Annotated in this window: 17 protein-coding genes; 9 read left to right on the top strand and 8 right to left on the bottom strand. The window is 64.5% G+C overall.

The genetic code is table 11. The annotated features are described in order from the left end of the window. Window positions 1-15: 15 nt before the first annotated feature. The 8 genes from LB552_RS03485 (at window position 16) to LB552_RS03450 (ending at window position 6,217) form a co-directional block, all read left to right on the top strand. Window positions 16-837 (top strand): ABC transporter ATP-binding protein, encoded by an 822-nt coding sequence (locus LB552_RS03485; protein WP_224601912.1) that lies wholly within the window; start codon window positions 16-18, stop codon window positions 835-837. After that, the gene (locus LB552_RS03480; RefSeq protein ID WP_224522735.1) at window positions 824-1,675 is read left to right on the top strand and encodes an ABC transporter permease; all 852 of its coding nucleotides are present in this window, start codon (window positions 824-826) and stop codon (window positions 1,673-1,675) included. The genes LB552_RS03485 and LB552_RS03480 overlap by 14 nt, the downstream gene beginning before the upstream one ends. Window positions 1,676-1,750: 75 nt before the next feature. After that, complete coding sequence (locus LB552_RS03475; RefSeq protein ID WP_224601910.1) at window positions 1,751-3,049, top strand: cytosine deaminase; 1,299 nt, start codon at window positions 1,751-1,753, stop codon at window positions 3,047-3,049. Between the two features lie 2 nt (window positions 3,050-3,051). Next, entirely contained in the window at window positions 3,052-4,455 is a 1,404-nt protein-coding gene (locus LB552_RS03470) for an FAD-binding oxidoreductase (RefSeq protein WP_224602268.1), read from the top strand. After that, complete coding sequence (locus LB552_RS03465) at window positions 4,455-5,036, top strand: NAD(P)H-dependent oxidoreductase (RefSeq protein WP_224601908.1); 582 nt, start codon at window positions 4,455-4,457, stop codon at window positions 5,034-5,036. Before LB552_RS03470 ends, LB552_RS03465 begins: the two co-directional genes overlap by 1 nt. After that, window positions 5,036-5,623 (top strand): NAD(P)H-dependent oxidoreductase, encoded by a 588-nt coding sequence (locus LB552_RS03460; protein WP_224601906.1) that lies wholly within the window; start codon window positions 5,036-5,038, stop codon window positions 5,621-5,623. Before LB552_RS03465 ends, LB552_RS03460 begins: the two co-directional genes overlap by 1 nt. A gap of 73 nt (window positions 5,624-5,696) precedes the next feature. Continuing rightward, window positions 5,697-5,930: a hypothetical protein gene (locus LB552_RS03455; RefSeq protein ID WP_095764901.1), complete on the top strand. Its 234-nt coding sequence runs from the start codon at window positions 5,697-5,699 to the stop codon at window positions 5,928-5,930. Continuing rightward, complete coding sequence (locus LB552_RS03450; RefSeq protein WP_224601904.1) at window positions 5,927-6,217, top strand: type II toxin-antitoxin system RelE/ParE family toxin; 291 nt, start codon at window positions 5,927-5,929, stop codon at window positions 6,215-6,217. The genes LB552_RS03455 and LB552_RS03450 overlap by 4 nt, the downstream gene beginning before the upstream one ends. A gap of 55 nt (window positions 6,218-6,272) precedes the next feature. On the opposite strand, the gene LB552_RS03445 is transcribed toward LB552_RS03450, so the two are convergent. The 4 genes from LB552_RS03445 to LB552_RS03430 all read right to left on the bottom strand — a co-directional run bounded on the left by LB552_RS03445 (window position 6,273) and on the right by LB552_RS03430 (window position 13,037). Further along, on the bottom strand, window positions 6,273-8,720 hold the full coding sequence (locus LB552_RS03445) for an FAD-dependent oxidoreductase (RefSeq protein WP_224601901.1): 2,448 nt from the start codon (window positions 8,718-8,720) through the stop codon (window positions 6,273-6,275). Further along, entirely contained in the window at window positions 8,717-9,898 is a 1,182-nt protein-coding gene (locus tag LB552_RS03440) for a pyridoxal phosphate-dependent aminotransferase (RefSeq protein ID WP_224601899.1), read from the bottom strand. Before LB552_RS03440 ends, LB552_RS03445 begins: the two co-directional genes overlap by 4 nt. Beyond that, a complete protein-coding gene (locus LB552_RS03435) occupies window positions 9,898-12,351 on the bottom strand; it encodes an FAD-dependent oxidoreductase (RefSeq protein ID WP_224601897.1) in 2,454 nt (817 codons plus the stop codon). Before LB552_RS03435 ends, LB552_RS03440 begins: the two co-directional genes overlap by 1 nt. Window positions 12,352-12,449: 98 nt before the next feature. Further along, window positions 12,450-13,037 carry a helix-turn-helix domain-containing protein gene (locus LB552_RS03430; RefSeq protein ID WP_224600936.1) on the bottom strand — a complete coding sequence of 196 codons (588 nt, stop codon included), beginning with the start codon at window positions 13,035-13,037 and terminating at the stop codon, window positions 12,450-12,452. A 232-nt stretch (window positions 13,038-13,269) separates the two neighbouring features. Between LB552_RS03430 and LB552_RS03425 the strand changes: the two genes are divergently transcribed. Continuing rightward, entirely contained in the window at window positions 13,270-13,974 is a 705-nt protein-coding gene (locus LB552_RS03425; protein ID WP_224601895.1) for a nitroreductase, read from the top strand. Between the two features lie 14 nt (window positions 13,975-13,988). Here the strand turns inward: LB552_RS03425 and LB552_RS03420 are convergent, their stop codons facing one another. The 4 genes from LB552_RS03420 to LB552_RS03405 all read right to left on the bottom strand — a co-directional run bounded on the left by LB552_RS03420 (window position 13,989) and on the right by LB552_RS03405 (window position 19,460). Beyond that, window positions 13,989-15,371, bottom strand: coding sequence for an MFS transporter (locus LB552_RS03420; protein WP_224601892.1), 1,383 nt, complete (start codon window positions 15,369-15,371; stop codon window positions 13,989-13,991). Between the two features lie 225 nt (window positions 15,372-15,596). Continuing rightward, window positions 15,597-16,184, bottom strand: coding sequence for a sarcosine oxidase subunit gamma family protein (gene soxG / locus LB552_RS03415; protein WP_224602266.1), 588 nt, complete (start codon window positions 16,182-16,184; stop codon window positions 15,597-15,599). Window positions 16,185-16,191: 7 nt separating this feature from the next. After that, window positions 16,192-19,185, bottom strand: coding sequence for a sarcosine oxidase subunit alpha (locus tag LB552_RS03410; RefSeq protein ID WP_224601891.1), 2,994 nt, complete (start codon window positions 19,183-19,185; stop codon window positions 16,192-16,194). After that, the gene (locus tag LB552_RS03405; RefSeq protein ID WP_040969887.1) at window positions 19,182-19,460 is read right to left on the bottom strand and encodes a sarcosine oxidase subunit delta; all 279 of its coding nucleotides are present in this window, start codon (window positions 19,458-19,460) and stop codon (window positions 19,182-19,184) included. Before LB552_RS03405 ends, LB552_RS03410 begins: the two co-directional genes overlap by 4 nt. Between the last annotated feature and the right edge of the window lie 2 nt (window positions 19,461-19,462).

Here is a 19,462-nt window from a genome sequence, read left to right as displayed (position 1 = left end):
GGCGGCCGGCCTGAGATGATCCAGGAGAAAGTGGCTGAGACGCCGGCAGCATCGGGGGAGGCTCCGATGCTGCTGGCATTGCGCAATGTCGGCAAGGTCTTTTCCAACGGCGTGACGGCGCTGAGCAAGGTCGACCTGGCGATCCGCGAAGGCGATTTCCTGAGCCTGCTCGGCCCCTCCGGCTGCGGCAAGTCGACGGCGCTTCGGCTGATCGCGGGTCTCTCGACGCCGACCTCCGGCCAGCTCGACTGGCGCGGCTCCATCGACCGCTCGAACATCGGTTTCGTCTTCCAGGAGCCGACGCTGCTGCCTTGGGCCAGCGTCTTCGACAATGTCTGGCTGCCGCTGAGGCTGAAGGGCGTGTCGCGCGCCAAGGCGGAACCGGCGGTGATGGAGATGCTGTCGCGCGTCCATCTCACCGGCTTCGAGAACGCCGTGCCGCGCGAGCTTTCCGGCGGCATGAAGATGCGCGTCTCGATCGCGCGGGCCATGGTGACCAAGCCGCGCATCCTTCTGATGGACGAGCCTTTCGCGGCGCTCGACGAGATCACCCGCTTCAAGCTCAACAACGATCTTCTGGAGCTTTGGCAGGACGAGCGCTTCACCGTCGTCTTCGTCACCCACAGTGTGTTCGAAAGCGTGTTCCTGTCCAGCCGCGTCGTCGTCATGGCCGCGCGGCCGGGCCGCGTTTTCGGCGAACTCCCCATCAACGCGCCCTATCCGCGTGACGAGGCGTTCCGCACCTCGCCGGGCTATGCTGCGCTTTGCCGGCAGGCCTCGGGCGTGCTGGTCGACGCCATCAACTCAACCGCCGGATCGCAAAATGACGGCCACTGAAGACAATGTCCTGACGCTCGATCCGGAAGAGGCGCGCCGCGCCCGCCAGGAGCGGCTGGAGCGCATCGGCAAATGGGTGCTGCCGCTGGCGATCATGGTGCTGGCGATCGTGGTGTGGGACCGCATCTGCGTCTGGAACGAGATCCCGCAATATATCCTGCCGCGGCCGGGCGTGGTGCTGCAGACGCTGCACAACGATGCGGGGCTGTTGTTCTCCTCACTGCTGGTGACGCTCAGGATCACCTTTTTCAGCTTGGCTCTCGCTGTGATCGGTGGCGTCGGACTGGCGGTGCTGTTCGCGCAATCGAAATGGGTGGAGATGTCGTTCTTCCCCTTCGCCATCGTGCTGCAGGTGACGCCAATCGTCGCCATCTTCCCTTTGATCAACATCTATGTGGACAACCAGACCGTCAAACTGCTGCTCTGCGCCTGGATCGTCGCCTTCTTTCCGATCCTCTCCAACACCACGCTCGGCCTGAACTCGGTCGATCGGAACCTGCGGGACCTGTTCAAGCTCAACGGCGCGACGCGCTGGCAGCAATTGCGCTATCTGCGGCTGCCGGCGGCGATGCCCTATTTCCTCGGCGGGCTGAAGATCGCCGGCGGCCTGTCGCTGATCGGCGCGGTGGTGGCGGAATTCGTCGCCGGCGCGCAGGGGCAGTCATCGGGGCTCGCGTCCCGCATCATCGAGGCCGGCTACCGGCTTAACGCGCCGCGCCTGTTCGCGGCGCTGATCCTGATCTCGCTCACCGGCATCCTTATCTTCCTGGTGCTGTCGCTGGTGTCGCATCTCATCCTGCGCCGCTGGCACGAGAGTGCGCTGAAACAGGAGCGGTAAGGTGCGCGATGCGATTGAGAATAGTGAGGCGCCCATTTGGGGACCAGTTCTGCATAGGACAGCGGGGGCGAGGCCTTGATACCAACCTCTGGTTCTTATTGCCTGGCTAACGTTCGGCTTCATCGATCGCTCACGCCGGGTCTTGCCGCCGCTTTCGACTCGGACGGGTTTGCGCTTGCCAACATTACCATCACCAACGGCAAGATCGCCGATCTTGCCGCGCACGACCAGGCAGAGGCGCACCCCGGCGCGATCGACCTTGCCGGCCGCATCGTGATGCCGTGCTTCGTCGACTGCCATACCCATATCGACAAGGGCCATATCTGGCCGCGAAAGCCCAATCCGGACGGCACTTTCATGGGCGCACTCAATGCCACCGGCGCCGACCGCACCACGCGCTGGAGCGCCGAGGATGTCGCGCGCCGCATGGACTTCTCGCTGCGCTCGGCCTACGCGCACGGCACCAAGGCTATGCGCACGCATCTCGACAGCGTGCCGCCGCAGGAGGAGATCTCCTGGCCGGTGTTCGAAACGATGCGGGAAAAATGGCGCGGGCGCATCGAGCTGCAGGCGGCCTGCCTGCTCGGCATCGAAGGCGTGCGCGACAAAGCCTGGTTCGAACGGTTGGCGAAGCGCGTCGCCGCGGCCAAGGGCGTGCTCGGCGTCGTCACCTATATGGTACCCGATCTCGAGGAACTGCTCGACAAGGTGTTCGCCCAGGCGATCGAGCATGGGCTCGATCTCGATTTCCATGCCGACGAGACCGACGATGTCGCGGCCATCTCGCTGAAGAAGATCGCCGAGGCGTCGCTGTGGAACGGTTTCGAGGGCAACATCCTGGTCGGCCATTGCTGCTCGTTGGCGCGCCAGCCGGACCTCGAGGTGCTCGACACGCTGGACAAGATGGCGAAGGCGCGGCTTGCCGTGGTGTCGCTGCCGATGTGCAATCTCTATCTGCAGGACCGCCGCAGCGATCACACCACCCCGCGCTGGCGCGGCGTGACGCTGCTGCACGAGATGAAGGCGCGCGGCATCAAGGTGGCGGTTGCTTCCGACAACACGCGCGATCCCTTCTACGCCTATGGCGATCTCGATATGCTGGAGGTCTACCGCATGGCGACGCGCATCCTGCATTTCGACCATCCGGTAGGCGACTGGCCGAAGGCGGTGGCGGCAACGCCGGCCGAGGTGATGCGGCTCGACGGCGCCGGTACGCTTGCCGTCGGCGGCTCAGCCGATTTCATCGTCTTCAGGGGGCGCAGCTGGACCGAATTGCTGTCGCGGCCCGAATCGGATCGCATCGTGGTGCGCGACGGCAGGGCGATCGAACGCCAATTGCCCGACTATGCCGAACTCGACGAACTGATGGTGTGATGATGGATATCGCAGCGCTGAAGCGCGATCTCGACGGGATCAAGCTCGACGACCATCCGGCCATCGTCCAGCAGAAGAGCCGCGACTTCTACTGGTACAGCCCGGTGCTGAAGGCGCAACTCGATCACATCAAAGGCGACCTGATCGTCACGCCGAAGAACGAAGATGAAGTCATCCGCGCGCTTGCCGCATGCCACAGGCACGGCGTTCCGGTGACGCCGCGCGGCAGCGGCACCGGCAATTATGGGCAGGCGATGCCGCTGTCGGGCGGTGTGGTGCTGAACCTCGCCGAGATGAACGAGATCAAGACGATCGCGCCGGGGCGGGTGGTGACCGGGCCGGGCGCGGTGCTGGCCGACATCGACAAGGCGACGCGGGCGCATTCCGGACAGGAGCTGAGGCTCTCGCCCTCGACCTACAACACCGCCTCGATCGGCGGCTTCATCGCTGGCGGTTCGGGCGGCGTCGGCTCGATCAATTTCGGCGGCTTGCGCGATTTCGGCAATGTGCTGCGCCTACGCGTCGTCACCATGGAGGCCGAGCCCAAGGCGCTCGAACTCACCGGCGAAGATCTGCACAAGGTGACCCATGCCTACGGCACCAACGGCATCATCACCGAGGTCGAGATGCCGCTGACCGCCGCCTATGATTGGATCGACGTTATCGTCGGCTTCGACAAATTCATGGGTGCAGCCCGCTACGGCAACGCGCTGGCCTGCCAGGACGGCATCCTGACCAAGCTGATCACGCCGATCGCCGCACCCGTGCCGCAGCTCTATTTCAAGCGGCACCAGAAATTCCTGCGCGAGGGGCAAAGCATCTGCGTCGTCATGGTCGCGAAGCACGGGCTCGACGCCTTCCTGGCCTTCACCCGGCGCGCCGGAGGCGAGGTCATCTTCAATGCGGCGACCGCGACGGACGAGGACAAGAAGGGCGTGCCGCCGGCCTATGAGCTTGCCTGGAACCACACGACGCTGAGGGCACTGCGCGTCGACCCGTCGATCACCTATCTGCAGTCGCTCTATCCGTTCCCCAACCAACTGGCGCTGGTCGAGAAGATGGACGCGATGTTCCCGGGCGAGGTGTTCTCGCATCTCGAATTCGTGCGGCTCGACGGCAACATCACCTGCTTCGGCCTGCCGCTGGTCAAGTTCACCACCGAGGCGCGGCTCAACGAAATCATCCGCCTGCATGAGGAGAATGGCTGCCCGATCTTCAACCCGCACCGCTACACGCTGGAAGAAGGCGGCATGAAGCAGACCGACGAGATCCAGCTTGCCTTCAAGCGCGAGACCGATCCGCAAGGGCTGCTCAATCCCGGCAAGATGATCGCCTGGGAAAACCCGGACTATGATTATCGCTCCGGCCGCACGTTCCTGTTCAAGGGATTGCAGAAGGCGGGGTGATGAAAATCCTCGTGCTTTACGCTCATCCGGTGGAGACCAGCTTCAACGCCGGCCTGCACAAGACGATCGTCGAGCGGCTCGCCGCGGCGGGGCATGCGGTCGACGACTGCGACCTCTATGCCGAGGATTTCGACCCAAGGCTGACACGCGCCGAGCGGCTCGGCTATCACGACCCGCGCGGGCCCGACGACGCGGTCGCCGGCTATGTCGAAAGGCTGAAGAATGCCGAAGCGCTGGTGCTGTCGTTTCCGGTCTGGAACTATGGCTATCCGGCAATCCTGAAAGGTTTTTTCGACCGCGTCTTTCTGCCCGGCGTGTCGTTCAAGCTGGTCGACGGCAAGGTGCGGCCGACGCTGCACAACATCCGCAAGCTCGCAGTCATCATCACCTATGGCGGCAGCCGCTTTCGCGCCATGCTGATGGGCGACCCGCCGCGCAAGATCGTCAAGCGCATGCTGCGGGCGACCATCAAGCCAGGCGCTCCCGTCTCCTATCTCGCGCATTATTCGATGAACCTATCCACCGACGAGACGCGCAAAGTCTTCATGGCGAAGGTCGCGGCCACGATGGACGCGTTCTGATGCGCGTGCTGGTGGTCTATTGCCATCCGGTGCCGGAAAGCTATTGCGCGGCGATCCGCGACCTGGCGATCGAGGTGCTGAAAGGGCGGGGCTGGGACGTGCGGCTGCTCGATCTCTATGCCGAGAATTTCGATCCGGTGATGAGTTGCGATGAGCGGCGCTTCTACAACGACCGGGCGCCGCAAGACCCGGCGCTGACGCCGCATTTCGAGCATCTGCAATGGGCGCAGGCGATTCTCTTCATCTACCCGACCTGGTGGTACGGATTGCCGGCGATGCTGAAGGGCTGGTTCGACCGCGTGTGGGCGACCGAGATCGCCTTCAAGCTGCCGGCCGGCAAGGGACGCATCACGTCGCTGATGCGACACGTCACCAAGGTCGGCGTCATCACCACCTGCGGCGCGCCGACCTGGTGGAGCGTGGTCGTCGGCCAGCCGGGACGCAAGACGATTTTACGCGGCATGCGGGCGCTATGCGCCACGCGCTGCAAGACGTTTTTCCTGGCGCACTATCTGATGGATGCCTCGACGCCGAAGAGCCGGGCGGGGTTTCTGGTCAAAGTCCGCAGGACGCTTGAGCGGTTTTAGGGGGCCTTCAGCTATCCTGCGGGATTGTGGCGAACGCCTTTTTTTATGCGGAAATGAAGTGCATAATAAGGGCATGACCAAGCTTTTCGAGCATGCAGTCCAACGTGTTCGCACCTTGCCTCCTGAATTGCAGGACGAGTACGCACGTGTCCTCTTGCGCCTCGCGGGTGAAGTGGGGGACGAACCTATTCACCAACTGAGCCGAGAGGAAAAAGCCTCGCTCGCAATGTCCCGAGCGCAGGCTGCGCGTGGTGAATTTGCAACCGACGAGGAAGTCCGCGCTGTTTGGGCGAAGCACGGCCTGTGAAGCTTCGTTACACGCCGGCGGCGTTAGCCGAGTTAGACGAGGTTCTCGGCAATATCGCGTTGCAGTCACCCAAAGGGGCGAAGCGGATCCAAGCCAGACTCCACGCAGTCATCAATCTATTGCTTGAACATCCTTTGGCCGGCGTTGCTACAGACGAAAGGCCGATGCGCCGGATTGTCGTGCGGCCTTATCCCTACCTGATCTACTATGAGCCTTCCGCCGCCGAAATTGTGATTGTCGGTATCCGACACGGTGCTCGCGATCCGTCAACCATGCCGGACAAGTAATAGCGACTCTTGGTCACGCCTGCGGGCAATCCTGCCCGAAGCCGCGAGAGGAAAGCTACATCCTCACCCGTTCCGCCTTCGGATCGTACATCGGCTTCAGCGAGGCTTCCGCCGTGAAACGCTCGCCGGCGATCTCCACCTCATAGGATGAGCCCAGCACATCCGCCTCGCTCTCGCCTTGGCAAGGCACATAGCCAAGCCCGATCGCGCCGCCGAGATGGTGGCCGTAATTGCCTGATGTGATCGGGCCGACGATCTTGCCGTCGCGCAGGATAGCCTCATTGTGGAAGAGCAGCGGCTGCGGGTCCTTCAAGCGGAACTGTACCAGCCGGCGTGACAGGCCGGCTTCCTTCTTCCTGAGCACAGCGTCTCGGCCGATGAAGCCGGCTTTGCTCGTCTTCACCGCAAAGCCGAGGCCTGCCTCCAGCACATTGTCCTCGTCCGTGATGTCGTGGCCGAAATGGCGGAAGGCCTTTTCAATGCGGCAGGAATCCAGCGTATGCAGGCCGCAGAGTTTCAGGCCGACATCTGCGCCGGCTTGAGTGATCGCCTCGAACACATGGGCCGCCTGCTCGGTCGAGACATAGAGTTCCCAGCCAAGCTCGCCGACATAGGTGACGCGGTGGGCGCGGGCGAGACCCATGCCGATCTCGATCTCCTGGAAGGTGCCGAATGGGTTGGCCTCGTTGGAAAAATCGTTCGGGCTGACCTTCCGGATCAGTTTTCGCGCCTCCGGACCCATGACGCAGATCACGGCTTCGGCGGCGGTGACGTCGGTGATGACGACGAACTCGTCGGCGACATGCTTGCGCAGCCAGGCAAGATCGCGCTGCAGCGTGGCGCCCGGCACGACCAGGAAATAGGCCGTCTCCGACAGCCGCGTCACGGTGAGGTCGCTCTCGATGCCGCCGCGCTGGTTGAGCATCTGCGTGTAGACGATCTTGCCCGGCGCAACGTCCATGTCATTGGGGCAGAGCCGCTGCAGGAAGGCGCAGGCATCGCGACCCTCGACGCGGATCTTGCCGAAGGAAGTCATGTCGAACAGGCCGACGCCGTTGCGCACCGCGAGATGTTCCTCGCGCTGGTTGTCGAACCAGTTCTGCCGCTTCCAGGAATAGCGGTATTCGCGCTCCTGGCCTTCGCGCGCGAACCAGTTGGCGCGCTCCCAGCCCGCCACCTCGCCGAAGACGGCGCCGCGCGCCTTCAGGTGCTCGTGCAAGGGCGAGCGGCGCACGCCGCGCGAGGTCGCCATCTGGCGATAGGGGAAATGGTCGGCATAGAGCAGGCCGAGCGTTTCGGAGACGCGCTCCTTGAGGTAGCGGCGGTTCTTCTGGAAGGGCTGGGCGCGGCGGATGTCGACCTCCCACAGGTCGAAGGGCGCCTCGCCGTCATTGATCCATTGCGCCAGCGCCATGCCGGCGCCGCCGGAGGAGACGATGCCGATCGAGTTATAGCCGGTCGCCATCCAGTAGCCGGAAAGCTCGGGCGCCTCGCCGAGATAGTAGCGGTCGTCCGGCGTGAAACTCTCCGGGCCGTTGAAGAAGGTGTGGATGCCGGCGGTGCCCAGCATCGGCATGCGGTTGACGCCCATTTCGAGGATGGGCTCGAAATGGTCCATGTCCTCGGGCAACTGGTCGAAGCAGAAATCCTCGCGGATGCCGTCCATGCCCCAGGGCTTCGCCACCGGCTCGAAGGCGCCGAGCATCATCTTGCCGGCGTCCTCCTTGTAGTAGGCGCACTCATCCGGCACGCGCAGCACCGGCAGGCGCGACAGACCGGGGATCGGCTCGGTCACCAGATAGAAATGCTCGCAGGCATGCAGCGGGATGGTGACGCCGTTCTGCCGACCCAACTCGCGCGCCCACATGCCGGCGCAGTTGACCACGATGTCGGTCTCGATCGTGCCTTGCTCCTCGCCCTGCGCCCAGGAGACGCCGGACACGCGACCGTTCGTCGTGTGAACCTTGGTGACCTTCACATTCTCGATGATCGCAGCACCGCGCTGGCGCGCGCCCTTGGCCAGTGCCATGGCGATGTTGGCCGGGTCGCACTGGCCGTCGAGCGGCAGATGCACGGCGCCGACCACATCCGAGACGTTGAGATGCGGGTACATCTCCTTGACCTCGCGCGGCGAAATCTCGCGCACGTCGACATCGAAAGCGCGGGCGAGCGACGCCTGTCTATAGATCTCGTGCTTGCGCTCCTCCGTCAGCGCGACGGTGATCGAGCCTACCTGGCGCATGCCGGTGCCGACATCGGTCTCGGCTTCAAGCTTGACGTAGAGATCGGCCGAATATTTCGCCAGTCGCGTCATGTTCTGGGAGCCGCGCAACTGGCCGATCAGCCCGGCCGCATGCCAGGTGGTGCCTGAGGTGAGCTGCTTGCGCTCCAAGAGCACGATGTCGGTCCAGCCGAGCTTGGCCAGATGATAGGCGACCGAGCAGCCGGAGACGCCGCCGCCGATGATGACGGCGCGGGCTTTGCTAGGGACAGTGCTGGTCATGCGGCCTCGCGGCGATAGTTGGAAGCGAAGCGGCGCAGGCGAAGCGCTGCCTCCTTCAGGATGGGTTCAGGCTGGCAGAGGCTGATGCGGATATGCCCGGCGGCGGCCTCGCCGAAGCTGGAGCCCGGCATGACGCCGACCTTTTCCTTGTCGAGCAGCGCCCAGGCGAATTTCTCGTCGTCGGGCTCGACGGCGGAGATGTCGAGCATGACATACATGCCGCCTTCGGAGCCGCGCACGGTGACTTCATTGGCGCCGCGCATGGCATCGAGGAAGACGGCGCGTCGCGCGGCGTAGCGCTCGGCGATGTCCTTCACGCCATAGTGGTTCTCCAGGGCCTCGGCGCAGGCGATCGAGATGAAGGCCGGCAGGCCGTAGGTCGTGACCAGATTGAGGTCGATCATCAGCGCGATCATCGCTTTCGGACCGGTCAGCCAGCCTATGCGCCAGCCGGTCATGCCATGGCTTTTCGACATCGAGTTGATCACCAGCGTTCGCTCGGCCATGCCGGGAAGCGAGCGCGGCGAGATGTGCTCTCCGCCGCCGAGTGTCCAGTACACCTCGTCCGACAGCAGCCAGAGATCGTTCTCCTTGCAGATTTCGGCCAGCTGCTCGAGCCGTTCGCGCGAATAGACGGCACCGGTCGGATTGTTCGGCGTGTTGATCAGGATGGCGCGGGTGTTGGGTTGAAGCGCGGCGCGGATCATCTCCGCGCGGGGTTGAAACCCATCTTCGGCCGGCGTCTCGACCACCGTGAAGCTGGCGCCCGCGGCGCTGAAGGTGTTGGGGTAGGTGGCGTAGTAAGGCGCGACTACAATGGCGTGGTCGCCCGGGTCGAGCACGCCCTGCACGGCGGCGTAAAGCGCTGCCTGGCCGCCAGGCGTGGCGATGACCTCGTCGGGTTCCGTGAGGATGCCGGCGCAAACGGTCGCGGCGGCGGCCATCGCCTTGCGCAGGCGCGGCAGGCCGGGCAGCGGCGTGTAGTGATGGTTGCTGCCGCGCACGGCGCTCACGCAGGCTTCGATGGTTTCCGACGGCGTGTCGAAATCATGGTCGCCGACCGAGAGCACAATGATGTCTTCGCCGGCCTGCTTGCGATTCCAGGCGGCGAAATGGACCTCCCAGCCGTCCTTGCCGGAAGGCACGATACCGGTAATGCGCTTTGATGGTTTTGGCATCAGGCTCTCAACCTCTCATTCTTCGGATCCCACAGGGGCTCGTCCTTCTGGACGACGGCTATGAAGCGATCGCCAAAAATCTCGACCTCGACCGCCGTGCCCGGCTCCGTGAGATCCGTGCGCAGCATGCCGAGCGCGATCGACTTGCCGACGCGGTGGCCCCAGCCCCCCGACGTTGTCTCGCCGACGATCTTACCGTCGTGCCAGAGCGTCGACATATAGGGCGCGTCGCAGTCGCCGGGGTTCTCGACGACCAAAGTGACGAAGCGCTTCTTCACACCCTGCTGCTTCTCATTGAGCAAAGCCGCCTTGCCGCGGAAGTTCGGCTTGTCCCATTTGACGAAGCGCTCCAGGCCGCCCTGCAGGATCGAATAGTCGGTCGAGAGGTCGCCCTTCCAGGTGCGGTAGCCTTTTTCCAGCCGCAGCGAATCCAGCGCATACATGCCGAAGGGTTTCAGCCCGTGCTTCCGGCCGGCGGCCCAGACGGCATCGAAGACGGTCGCCGTGTCCGCGACCTTGGTGTGGATTTCCCAGCCGAGCTCGCCGGCGAAGGAGACGCGCACCAGCTTCGCCCAGCGCCCGGCAATGGTTGTTTCCTGATGCGTCAGCCAGGGCAGCGTCAGGTCGGCGTCGCAGACTTCGGCCAGGATTTTTCGCGAATTCGGGCCGGTCAGAATCTGCGTCGAAAATTCCTCCGTACGGTCGGTCAGCGTGAAGGCCGCATCGGCGGGCATGCGCGACTGCAGCCATTCGAAATCGTGCCACTGCGCCACCGCGGCAGTGATCAGCGTCATCCGGTCTTCGCCATGGCGCACCACAGACATTTCGGTGACGATGCGGCCCTTGTCGTCAGCGAAATAGACGAGGCCGATGCGGCCGGGCTTCGGCACAAGGCCGGTAACCTGCAAGGCCAGCCAATCGGCCGCGCCCGGACCTTCGAGGTTGAAACGCGAGAAGCCGGGCAGGTCGAGGATACCGGCGGCGTCGCGCACGGCAAGGCATTCCTCGCGCACGCGCTGCTGCCACGGGCCGTCGCGGCGGAAGGTGAGGGTAGACTGTTCCGAAGTATCATCGCCGGGTTGTGCGTACCAAGTCGCGCGCTCCCAGCCATTATAGGCGTCGAACTGGCCGCCCAGCGCCTTGATGCGCTCATGCAGCGGCGACAGCTTGCGGTCGCGCCCCTCCGGCCAGGCATGGCGCGGGAACTGGATGGCGTATTCGTTGCCGTAGATTTCCATGCCCTTGGCGACGCAATAGTCGGGCGCTGAGGCGAAGCTGGTGAAACGGCGCGGATCGCAGGACCACATGTCCCATTCGGTCTGGCCCTCGGTGACCCATTCGGCCAGCACCTTGCCGGCGCCGCCCCCTTGCGCGATGCCGAAGGTGAACACGCAGGCCTCGAAGGCGTTCGGCACGCCGGGCATCGGCCCGATCAGCGGATTGCCGTCCGGCGCGTAAGGAATCGGGCCGTTGATCACTTTGGAGAGGCCGGCGGTGCCGAGGATCGGCACGCGGGCGACGGCGTCGGCGAGGTAATGCTCGAGGCGGTCGAGATCGTCGGGGAAAAGCTGGAAGGAGAAATCCTCCGGCATCGGATCGTTGTGGGTCGCCCAATGCGCACGGCAATTGCGCTCATAGGGGCCGAGATTCATGCCGCTCTTTTCCTGGCGCAAGTAATAAGATGTGTCGACGTCGCGCAGCAGCGGCAGCTTGTGGCCCTGTTCCTTCGTCCACGCGGCAAGCTCGGGGATTTCCTCGAACAATATGTACTGATGACTCATCACCATCATCGGCACGTCGCGCCCAAACATCTTGCCGACTTCGGCGGCGCGGTAGCCTGCTGCGTTGATGACGATCTCGCAGCGGACCTCGCCTTGCGGTGTGGCGATCACCCATTCGCCGTTCTCGCGGCGCACGCCGGTGACCGGGCAGAAGCGGATGATCTTGGCGCCCATGTCACGCGCGCCTTTGGCCAGCGCCTGGGTCAGCTGAGCCGGGTCGATGTCGCCGTCGCTCGGGTCATAGAGCGCGCCCTTCAACTCATGCGTCTCGATGAAGGGGTAGCGGCGCTTGATATCGTCGAGGCCGACGACGTCGATATCCATTCCCTGGTAGCGGCCCATGCCCTTGGCGCGCTGGAATTCCTGCATGCGCTCCTTGGTATGGGCGAGCCGGAGCGAGCCGGTTACATGGTAGTTCATCGGATAATCGACCGCTTCGGCCAGACCCCGGTAAAGCTCGGTCGAGTAGCGCTGCATGTTCATCAGCGACCAGGACGAGGAGAAGGTCGGCACGTTGCCGGCGGCATGCCAGGTCGAGCCTGAGGTCAGCTCGTCTTTTTCCAGAAGCACGCAATCGGTCCAGCCCGCCTTGCAGAGGTGATAGAGCGAGGAGGTGCCGACGACGCCGCCTCCGATGATCACCACGCGTGCCGTGGTCGGCAAACCGGCCATTTCTTCCTCCAGAGTCTCAGCGCTTCGCGCTTCGATTTTTGTTTTTGATGCATGTCGTTATCCCAAAACCGCTTCGCACTTTTGGTTGACATGCATTGTCAGTATACCGGTGGCGAAACCACCCAGATGACCACTGCCGGCTCGGCGCCGGGATTGCGCCAGCGGAACGGCTTGCCCTCGAAGCGGAACGAGTCGCCTTCGCCGAGACGATGCCAGACGCCGTCGATCTCGATCTCGAATGTGCCCGACGCGACATAGCCCGCTTCTTCCGTCGGGCGGCGCGTTTCTGTTTCCAGCTCCGCGCCCGGCGCGAACACCGAGCGCAGCATCTCGAAGCTACCGCCGAGATCGGGCGACAGAAGCTCCTCCACCAGGCCGGATTCGCTTGTGCCAAGCGAACGGCGGCTGCCGGCGCGCACGACCACGCCGCGTTCCTGCTCGACAGGCGCGTCATGGCTGAAGAACAGGCTGATCGGAACATCGAAGAGGCTGGCGAATGCCCGCAAGTCACCCAGCGAGGGAACCGAGAGGCCGCGCTCGACCTGGCTGACCCAGCCGACCGACCGACCGAGCTTGAGGGCGATCTCGGCCAGTGTGAGGCCGCGCGCCTTGCGAAGCGCACGGATGTCGCCGGCCAGCAGCCGGTCGCCATTGTCCTGCTCCGATCTGGCAGTAGTCGAGCTCAAGCGTATCTCGTGAAAAAATCTATGTAAATTTCATGAAGCGGTAAAGTCATGAAAAAATCAAGGGGATTTTCATACCCCGCAAGATTTACTTGCGCGATTTTTGAGGTTGAGGCAAAGCCACGATCACGAACGGCGAGTGGGGACGTCCGGTCGGGGACCAATACAGTTTAGTGTCTGCGGATGGTCGCCATGGAACCGGTTGCAGTTCCGGCTATGCGCGAAGGGACGGCCCATGCTGGAGAAGAATAGCCGAATCGCCATGGACGCGGCGATCGTCGACGACGCGATCCTGTCGCGCCGGTCGGTGCGCGCGTTTCTGCCTGATATGGTCGATGACGACACGATCCGCGCGATCCTGGCGGTCGCCGCGCGCGCGCCGTCGGGCACCAACATGCAGCCCTGGCGCGTCTATGTGAGCAAGGGCGAGGTCAAGCAGCGCATCAGCGACGCCATCCTCAATTCCGGCATCCGTGCCGAAAAGGCCGAGTGGGACGAGTACCGCTACTACCCCGACCAGTTCTTCGAACCATATCTCACCCGCCGCCGCGCCAACGGCTTCGGGCTCTATGGCGTGCTGGGCATCGGCCGCCGCGAGGTCGACAGAATGCGCGCCCAGCACGACCGCAATTTCATCTTCTTCGATGCTCCGGTCGGCATGATCTTCACGATCGACCGGAGGCTGAACCAAGGGTCGTGGATCGACTACGGCATGTTCCTGCAGAACATCATGGTCGCGGCGCGAGGCAGGGGACTGCATACCTGCCCGCAGGCGGCCTTCGCGCCCTATCATCGCCAGATCAGGCCGGTGCTCGATATTCCCGACGAAGAGATCGTCGTCTGCGGCATGGCGCTGGGCTATGAGGACACATCCAAGCCGGAGAACGAGTTCCGCACCGACCGCGCGCCGCTCGAGGACTGGGTGACGTTCGCGAAGTAGCGTCGGCTGAGGCGTCAGTCGGTGCTCATATGCGCGCCATGGCCGCTGACACGGGCGCCATCCTGCGGCGTCAGCCTCAGATAGGCCGACAGCGCGCAAAGGGTGATCAATCCTTCTATGACGAACAGGATGCGGTAGTCGTTGATGCCGGCCTTGCCGCCGCCGGCAAGCAGCGCCAGCAGCGCGGCCGCGAGGCCGACGCTGATCGCCACCGCCAGCTGCCACAGGATGTAATAGAGCGCGCTGAAGCGCGCGAGCTGCTCCGGCGCGATGTCCGAATAGGAGAGATTGCCGGTCGAGGCCCATTGCACCGAGCGGAAGACGCCGAAGGCGAAAATATAGGCAAGCACGATCCATGCCGGCAGGCTCTCCTGCATCAGGGCGAAGCCCGCGACCAGCAAAGCGACGATCGGCGTATTGGTGACCAGCACGCGCTTGAAGCCGAAACGGTTCAAAAGGCGCGGCATAAAGAAGCGCATGATCAACGACCCGATCGCGGCCACGAAGGTCAGCGATCCCGCCTGCACGGCGCTCATGCCGAAGCCGAGCTGGAACATCAGCGGCAAGAGGAAGACCACCGAGCTCAGCCCGATGGTGTCGAGGCCGCCGCCCGTCAGGAAGGAGATGCGGAAGGTGCGGATGCGCAAGAGATTGAGGTCGAGCAGCGGATTGCGCGCGCGCAGGCAGTAGAAGGCGGCAACCGTCAGGATGACGATCGCCAGGCCGAGCTCAAGCGCCATGCTGCTTGCGGCCACATCTTTCGCGGCGACCGAATCCATGCCGAAGACCAGCAGCGTCATGCCGCAGCCGACGAGCAGGAAGCCCGGCAAATCGAACGGCGTGCGCACCGGCTTGGTCGTCGTCGGAAACAGGGAGGCGGCCAGCAGCGCCGCGGTCAGCGCGATCGGGATGTTGATGTAGAAGATCCAGCGCCAGGAGACGTAAGTGGTGAGCGCGCCACCGACGAGCGGCCCGACCAGCGGCCCGGATTGGCCGGCGAGCGAAATGTACATGTTGATCTTCAGCGTGCGGTCGCGCGGGAAGCTCGACAGGATCACGACCTGACCAAGCGTGCCCATCAGCGCGCCGCCGCAGCCTTGCAGGGCGCGCGAGCCGACCAGCATCCAGATGTTTTCCGAAAGGCCGCACAAGGCCGAGGCGCCGGCGAAGACGAGCAGCGCGAAGCAATAGACGTTGCGCAGCCCAAAACGGTCGGCCAGCCAGCCGCCAAGCGGCATGGTGACGATGAGGCTGGCGACATAGACGGTGATCAAAAGGCCAAGCTGGCTTGGCGGCCGGTCGAGGCTCTCGCCGATGCCGGGCAGCGCGGTGACCACGACGTTCTGGTCGAGACTGGTCATGAACACGCCGCAAGCGACGGTTGCCGGCAACGGCATCGACGGACCCTCCGCCGGAGCAAAGCGGGTCGTGGCCGTCGCCGAAGTCTCAACAGTCATGGAAGGGTATGGTCGAACGGGTTGCCTGAGCGGACGTTTGCCCTGGCAAACGCCCGTGATTCCTTACCTATCGCGCCTGCTGGCCCAGCGCTCAAGCAGCAGTTGTAGCCGTCGATAATGCCAGATGCCGCCTGACCAATGCTAAGCCAGCAACGCCCGAGCGGGCTATTGCACTTCGTAACCGACCTCCTCGGAGGCATGGCACAAGGCCTTCCAGAAGGAGCGCGCGAAAGAGCGGAAGACGTAGATGTCGAACTGGTCGGCGCCGCTGCGCTGGATCTGGGCGAACACGTCATGGTGGTTGGTCGATCGTCCGGCGCCCAGCGGGAAGGCGGGCAAGGCGAAGTCGATGGCAAAGAACTTCGCCATCACCCATTCAGCCTTCGGGCCGGCGATGCGGATCGCGGTGCGGCCATGCGAGAGATCGGTCAGCGTACCGATGGCCGGCGTGATGGCGCCGGCGAAAGCCGCAGCCAGGCCTTCGGCCTCGTCCACCACGGTGAATTTTCCCGGCGCGAAGCCGAAGGCGGCGCGGGCGCCACTGCTCACGCCGCCGCCGGCGCCATCGGGCAGAGCGAGACCGGTGACCTTGCCGATAATTTCGATCAGCTGCTTCTCTTCACCCGGCCAGGCGGCGAGCTGCAGGATCGTGCCCGGTCGCATCTCGGACAGAATGACATCGACGCCATGTTCGAAGTTGCCGTGCGAACCCGGATGATAATCCGGCTCGAGCGGCGATTGGCGTTCGGGCAAATGCTGCTCAGCCATGCATGCGGCTCCCGTCCGGATCGTAGAAATGGTTGGAGACGATCTCGACCGGCCCAAACCGGTTGCGCAACGGATCCGAGACGAAGGCGCGCGTTCCATGGCGCGCCTTGCCGCCCTTGACCAGCGCAAGCGCAATGTATTTGCCCAGCGCCGGCGAATAGCAGCAGGCGGTGATGTGGCCGAGCGAGTCGTGCGGATTGTCCTCGTCCAGTTCCTCGACGATATGGCCGCCGCCGTTGAGCGGCCGGTTGTCGAGGGCGATCAGGCCGACCAGCTCGAGCCGGTCGGGGGCGATCAGGCCTTCGCGGTCCATCATGGCCGAGCCGATGAAGGGCTTCTTCTTCGACAGCATCCAGTCGAGATGGAGGTCGCGCGCCGTGGTGCGGCCGTCGATCTCGGCGCCTGTGACATGGCCTTTCTCGATGCGCATCGTGCCCAGCGCCTCTAGCCCGTAGGTGACCAGGCCGAAAGGCTGGCCGGCCTCGATCAAGGCTTCCCAGACATGGGTGCCGTAGCCGGCCCCGGAATAGACCTCGAATGCCATTTCGCCGGAGAAGGACAGCCGGCAGATCATCACCGGCACGCCCGCGATGCGGCCATGGACGATGCCCATGAAGGACAGGGTAGCGTGGTCGACTGCGGTGCCGGTGACGCAGGAAGCAAGGATTGCCCGCGCGTTCGGTCCGCCGATCGCCGCGCCCGCCCATTCGTCGGTGACCGAGGTGACGGTGACCTTCAGCTCCGGCCAGATGACGTCAAGGAAATATTCCAGATGCTGCATCACCTTGCCGGCATTGGCGGTGGTGGTGGTCATCAGGAATTCCTGCTCGCCGAGCCGCCAGGTGGTGCCGTCGTCGAAGGCAAGCCCGTCCTCGCGCAGCATCAAGCCGTAGCGGGCCTTGCCGACGGCCAAGGTGGAGAACATGTTGGTGTAGACGCGGTCGAGGAACTCGGCCGCGTCCGGCCCCTGCACGGCGATCTTGCCCAGCGTCGAGACATCGACGATGCCGGCGCTTTCACGCGTCGCCCTGGCCTCGCGGACATATGCCTGCTCGACCGTCTCGCCGGGAAGGCCGTAGATCATCGGCCGGTACCATAGGCCGGCCGAATACATCGTCGCGCCATTAGCGATGTGCCAGTCATGCATCGGCGTCAGCCGCTCGGGCTTGAGGTCGCCGAAACGCTCGGCAGCAAGAGAGCCGATCGAGACCGCCGTGTAAGGCGGGCGAAAGCGCGTCGTGCCGACTTCGGGGATCGGCTTGCCGAGTGCCTCGGCCATGATCGCGAGGCCCGGCACATTGGAGTTCTTGCCCTGGTCAGTCGCCATGCCGAGCGTGGTGTAGCGCTTCAGGTGCTCGACCGATACGAAGCCTTCGCGATGCGCCAGCCGCACGTCCTCGGCGGTGACATCGTGCTGGAAGTCGACGAAGCTCTTGCCCTTGGCCTTGATCTCGAAGACCGGCGCTGGATCGGGGTCGCCGGGGGCGGCTTCGACGATCGGCAGGGCTGCGGGCGCCGCCATTCCGCCGGCAGCCGAAACGCCGGCCGCGCGGCCCTCGGCGATGGCTTCGGCGGTGGAGAAGCTGCCGGTGAAGGTGCCTGCGCCGATCCAGCGCTGCGTCGGCTTAGGCGGCAGGAAGGCCTGCCTGGCCGGGTCCCATTCAGCCTTGGCGCCCGCCTGGCTGGCGAGATGAATGGTCGGCGACCAGCCGCCCGACATCAAAAGGCTGTCGGCATGGATGCTGCGGGCATCACCGCTGAGCGCGCCGCTCATGGCGTCGAAGCGCTGCACCTTGAGACCGGTGAGGGCCTTGCCGCCCTCGGTCGCAACCACGGCGTGGCCGTCCAGCAGCTCGGCCTCGGCCTCGCCGGCGAGCCGGCGCATGTCGTTCGAGACGTCGGCGCGGACATCGACGATGGCAACAATGGTCGCGCCGGCCTTCTTTAACGCAACGGCCGAGCGGTAGGCGCTGTCGTTGTTGGTGAAGAGCGCGATGCGCTGTCCCGGCAGCACGCCATATTCATTGACGTAACGTTCCGCCGCATGCGCCAGCATGACGCCGGGACGGTCGTTGCCCGGAAACACCAGCGGCCGCTCGAAGGAACCGGTGGCGAGCACCACCGTGCCGGCGCGGATCGCCCAGTAGCGCTGGCGCGGCTCGCCCTTGGCTGGCGTTTCCTTATGATCGGTCACCCGTTCGAGGGCGGCCAGCGTGTTGCCGTCGTAATAGCCCCACACCGTCGTGCGCGGCAAAAGCCGCACATTGTCGTTGCCTCCGAGCTGCGCGACCGTGCGCTGGGCCCATTCGGCGGCAGGCATGCCGTCGATGGTTTCGCCCGACCAGTTGGCGGAGCCGCCAAAATGGGCTTCGAGATCGGCAAGGATGACGCGGGCGCCCTGGTCGGCGGCGGCTTTCGCCGCCATCAAGCCGGCCGGACCGGAGCCGACGACCAGCACGTCGCAAAATGCGTTCATACGCTCGTAGCAAGACGGATCGGGAGCGGTGCCAGCCTTGCCAAGGCCGGCGGCGCGACGGATGAAATGCTCGCAGAACATCCAGAAGCGCGTGCCCTTCAGCGGGCCGATCACCGGCCCCATGAAGGTCTTGTAGTAGAAGCCGGCCGACAGGAGCTTGCCGCCGAGCTGGTTGAGGGCGCCGATATCCCAGGCGAGCGAGGGGGTACGGTTCTGGCTGACGGCGACGAGCCCGTCATAGATCTCGACCATGGTGGCGGCGATGTTGGGCTCGCGCACTTCGCCACGCAGCACCGTCACCAGCGCGTTCGGCTCCTCGACGCCGGCGGCGAGCAGGCCGCGCGGGCGATGATATTTGAAGGAGCGGCCGAACAGCGTGACCCCATTGGCAAGCAGCGCCGAGGCCAGCGTGTCCCCGGCATGGCCCGTATAGGGCGCACCGTCGAAGGTGAAGCGGATGGTGCGCAGCCGGTCGATCCGGCCGCCGGTCTCAGTGCGGCGGGGGCTCACGAGCGGCTCTCCGTCTTGTGGCCGCCACGAGCGAAGGCAGTGCTCAGGATCTCATGGGTCAGCGTGTTGCGCACGACCCTGAGATGCGCGCGGCAACCGCCGGAATGCTGCCAGATCTCGTTGTGGTCACCGGCCGGATTGAGCCGGTCGTAGACATAGGCGTTCCAGGCGTCGAGATCCTGCGAGGCGGGCTGCGGCCGCTCGCGGTTGCCGTCGCCCTGGTAGGTGAATTCGATAACGTCGCGCGGGCCGCAATAGGGACAGGTGATCAGCATTT

The sequence above is a fragment of the Mesorhizobium sp. CA7 genome (assembly GCF_020165015.1).
Taxonomy (GTDB): Bacteria; Pseudomonadota; Alphaproteobacteria; order Rhizobiales; family Rhizobiaceae; genus Mesorhizobium.
This window is presented reverse-complemented; position numbering and strand designations above follow the sequence as displayed.

Coding starts and splice junctions, on each gene's coding strand:
- LB552_RS03470 (WP_224602268.1), top strand. CDS start 3,052: ATGGATATCGCAGCGCTGAAGCGCGATCTCGACGGGATCAAGCTCGAC.
- LB552_RS03445 (WP_224601901.1), bottom strand. CDS start 8,720: ATGACCAGCACTGTCCCTAGCAAAGCCCGCGCCGTCATCATCGGCGGC.
- LB552_RS03435 (WP_224601897.1), bottom strand. CDS start 12,351: ATGGCCGGTTTGCCGACCACGGCACGCGTGGTGATCATCGGAGGCGGC.
- LB552_RS03440 (WP_224601899.1), bottom strand. CDS start 9,898: ATGCCAAAACCATCAAAGCGCATTACCGGTATCGTGCCTTCCGGCAAG.
- LB552_RS03405 (WP_040969887.1), bottom strand. CDS start 19,460: ATGCTGATCACCTGTCCCTATTGCGGCCCGCGCGACGTTATCGAATTC.
- LB552_RS03420 (WP_224601892.1), bottom strand. CDS start 15,371: ATGCCGTTGCCGGCAACCGTCGCTTGCGGCGTGTTCATGACCAGTCTC.
- LB552_RS03455 (WP_095764901.1), top strand. CDS start 5,697: ATGACCAAGCTTTTCGAGCATGCAGTCCAACGTGTTCGCACCTTGCCT.
- LB552_RS03425 (WP_224601895.1), top strand. CDS start 13,270: ATGCTGGAGAAGAATAGCCGAATCGCCATGGACGCGGCGATCGTCGAC.
- LB552_RS03480 (WP_224522735.1), top strand. CDS start 824: ATGACGGCCACTGAAGACAATGTCCTGACGCTCGATCCGGAAGAGGCG.
- LB552_RS03460 (WP_224601906.1), top strand. CDS start 5,036: ATGCGCGTGCTGGTGGTCTATTGCCATCCGGTGCCGGAAAGCTATTGC.
- LB552_RS03465 (WP_224601908.1), top strand. CDS start 4,455: ATGAAAATCCTCGTGCTTTACGCTCATCCGGTGGAGACCAGCTTCAAC.
- LB552_RS03485 (WP_224601912.1), top strand. CDS start 16: ATGATCCAGGAGAAAGTGGCTGAGACGCCGGCAGCATCGGGGGAGGCT.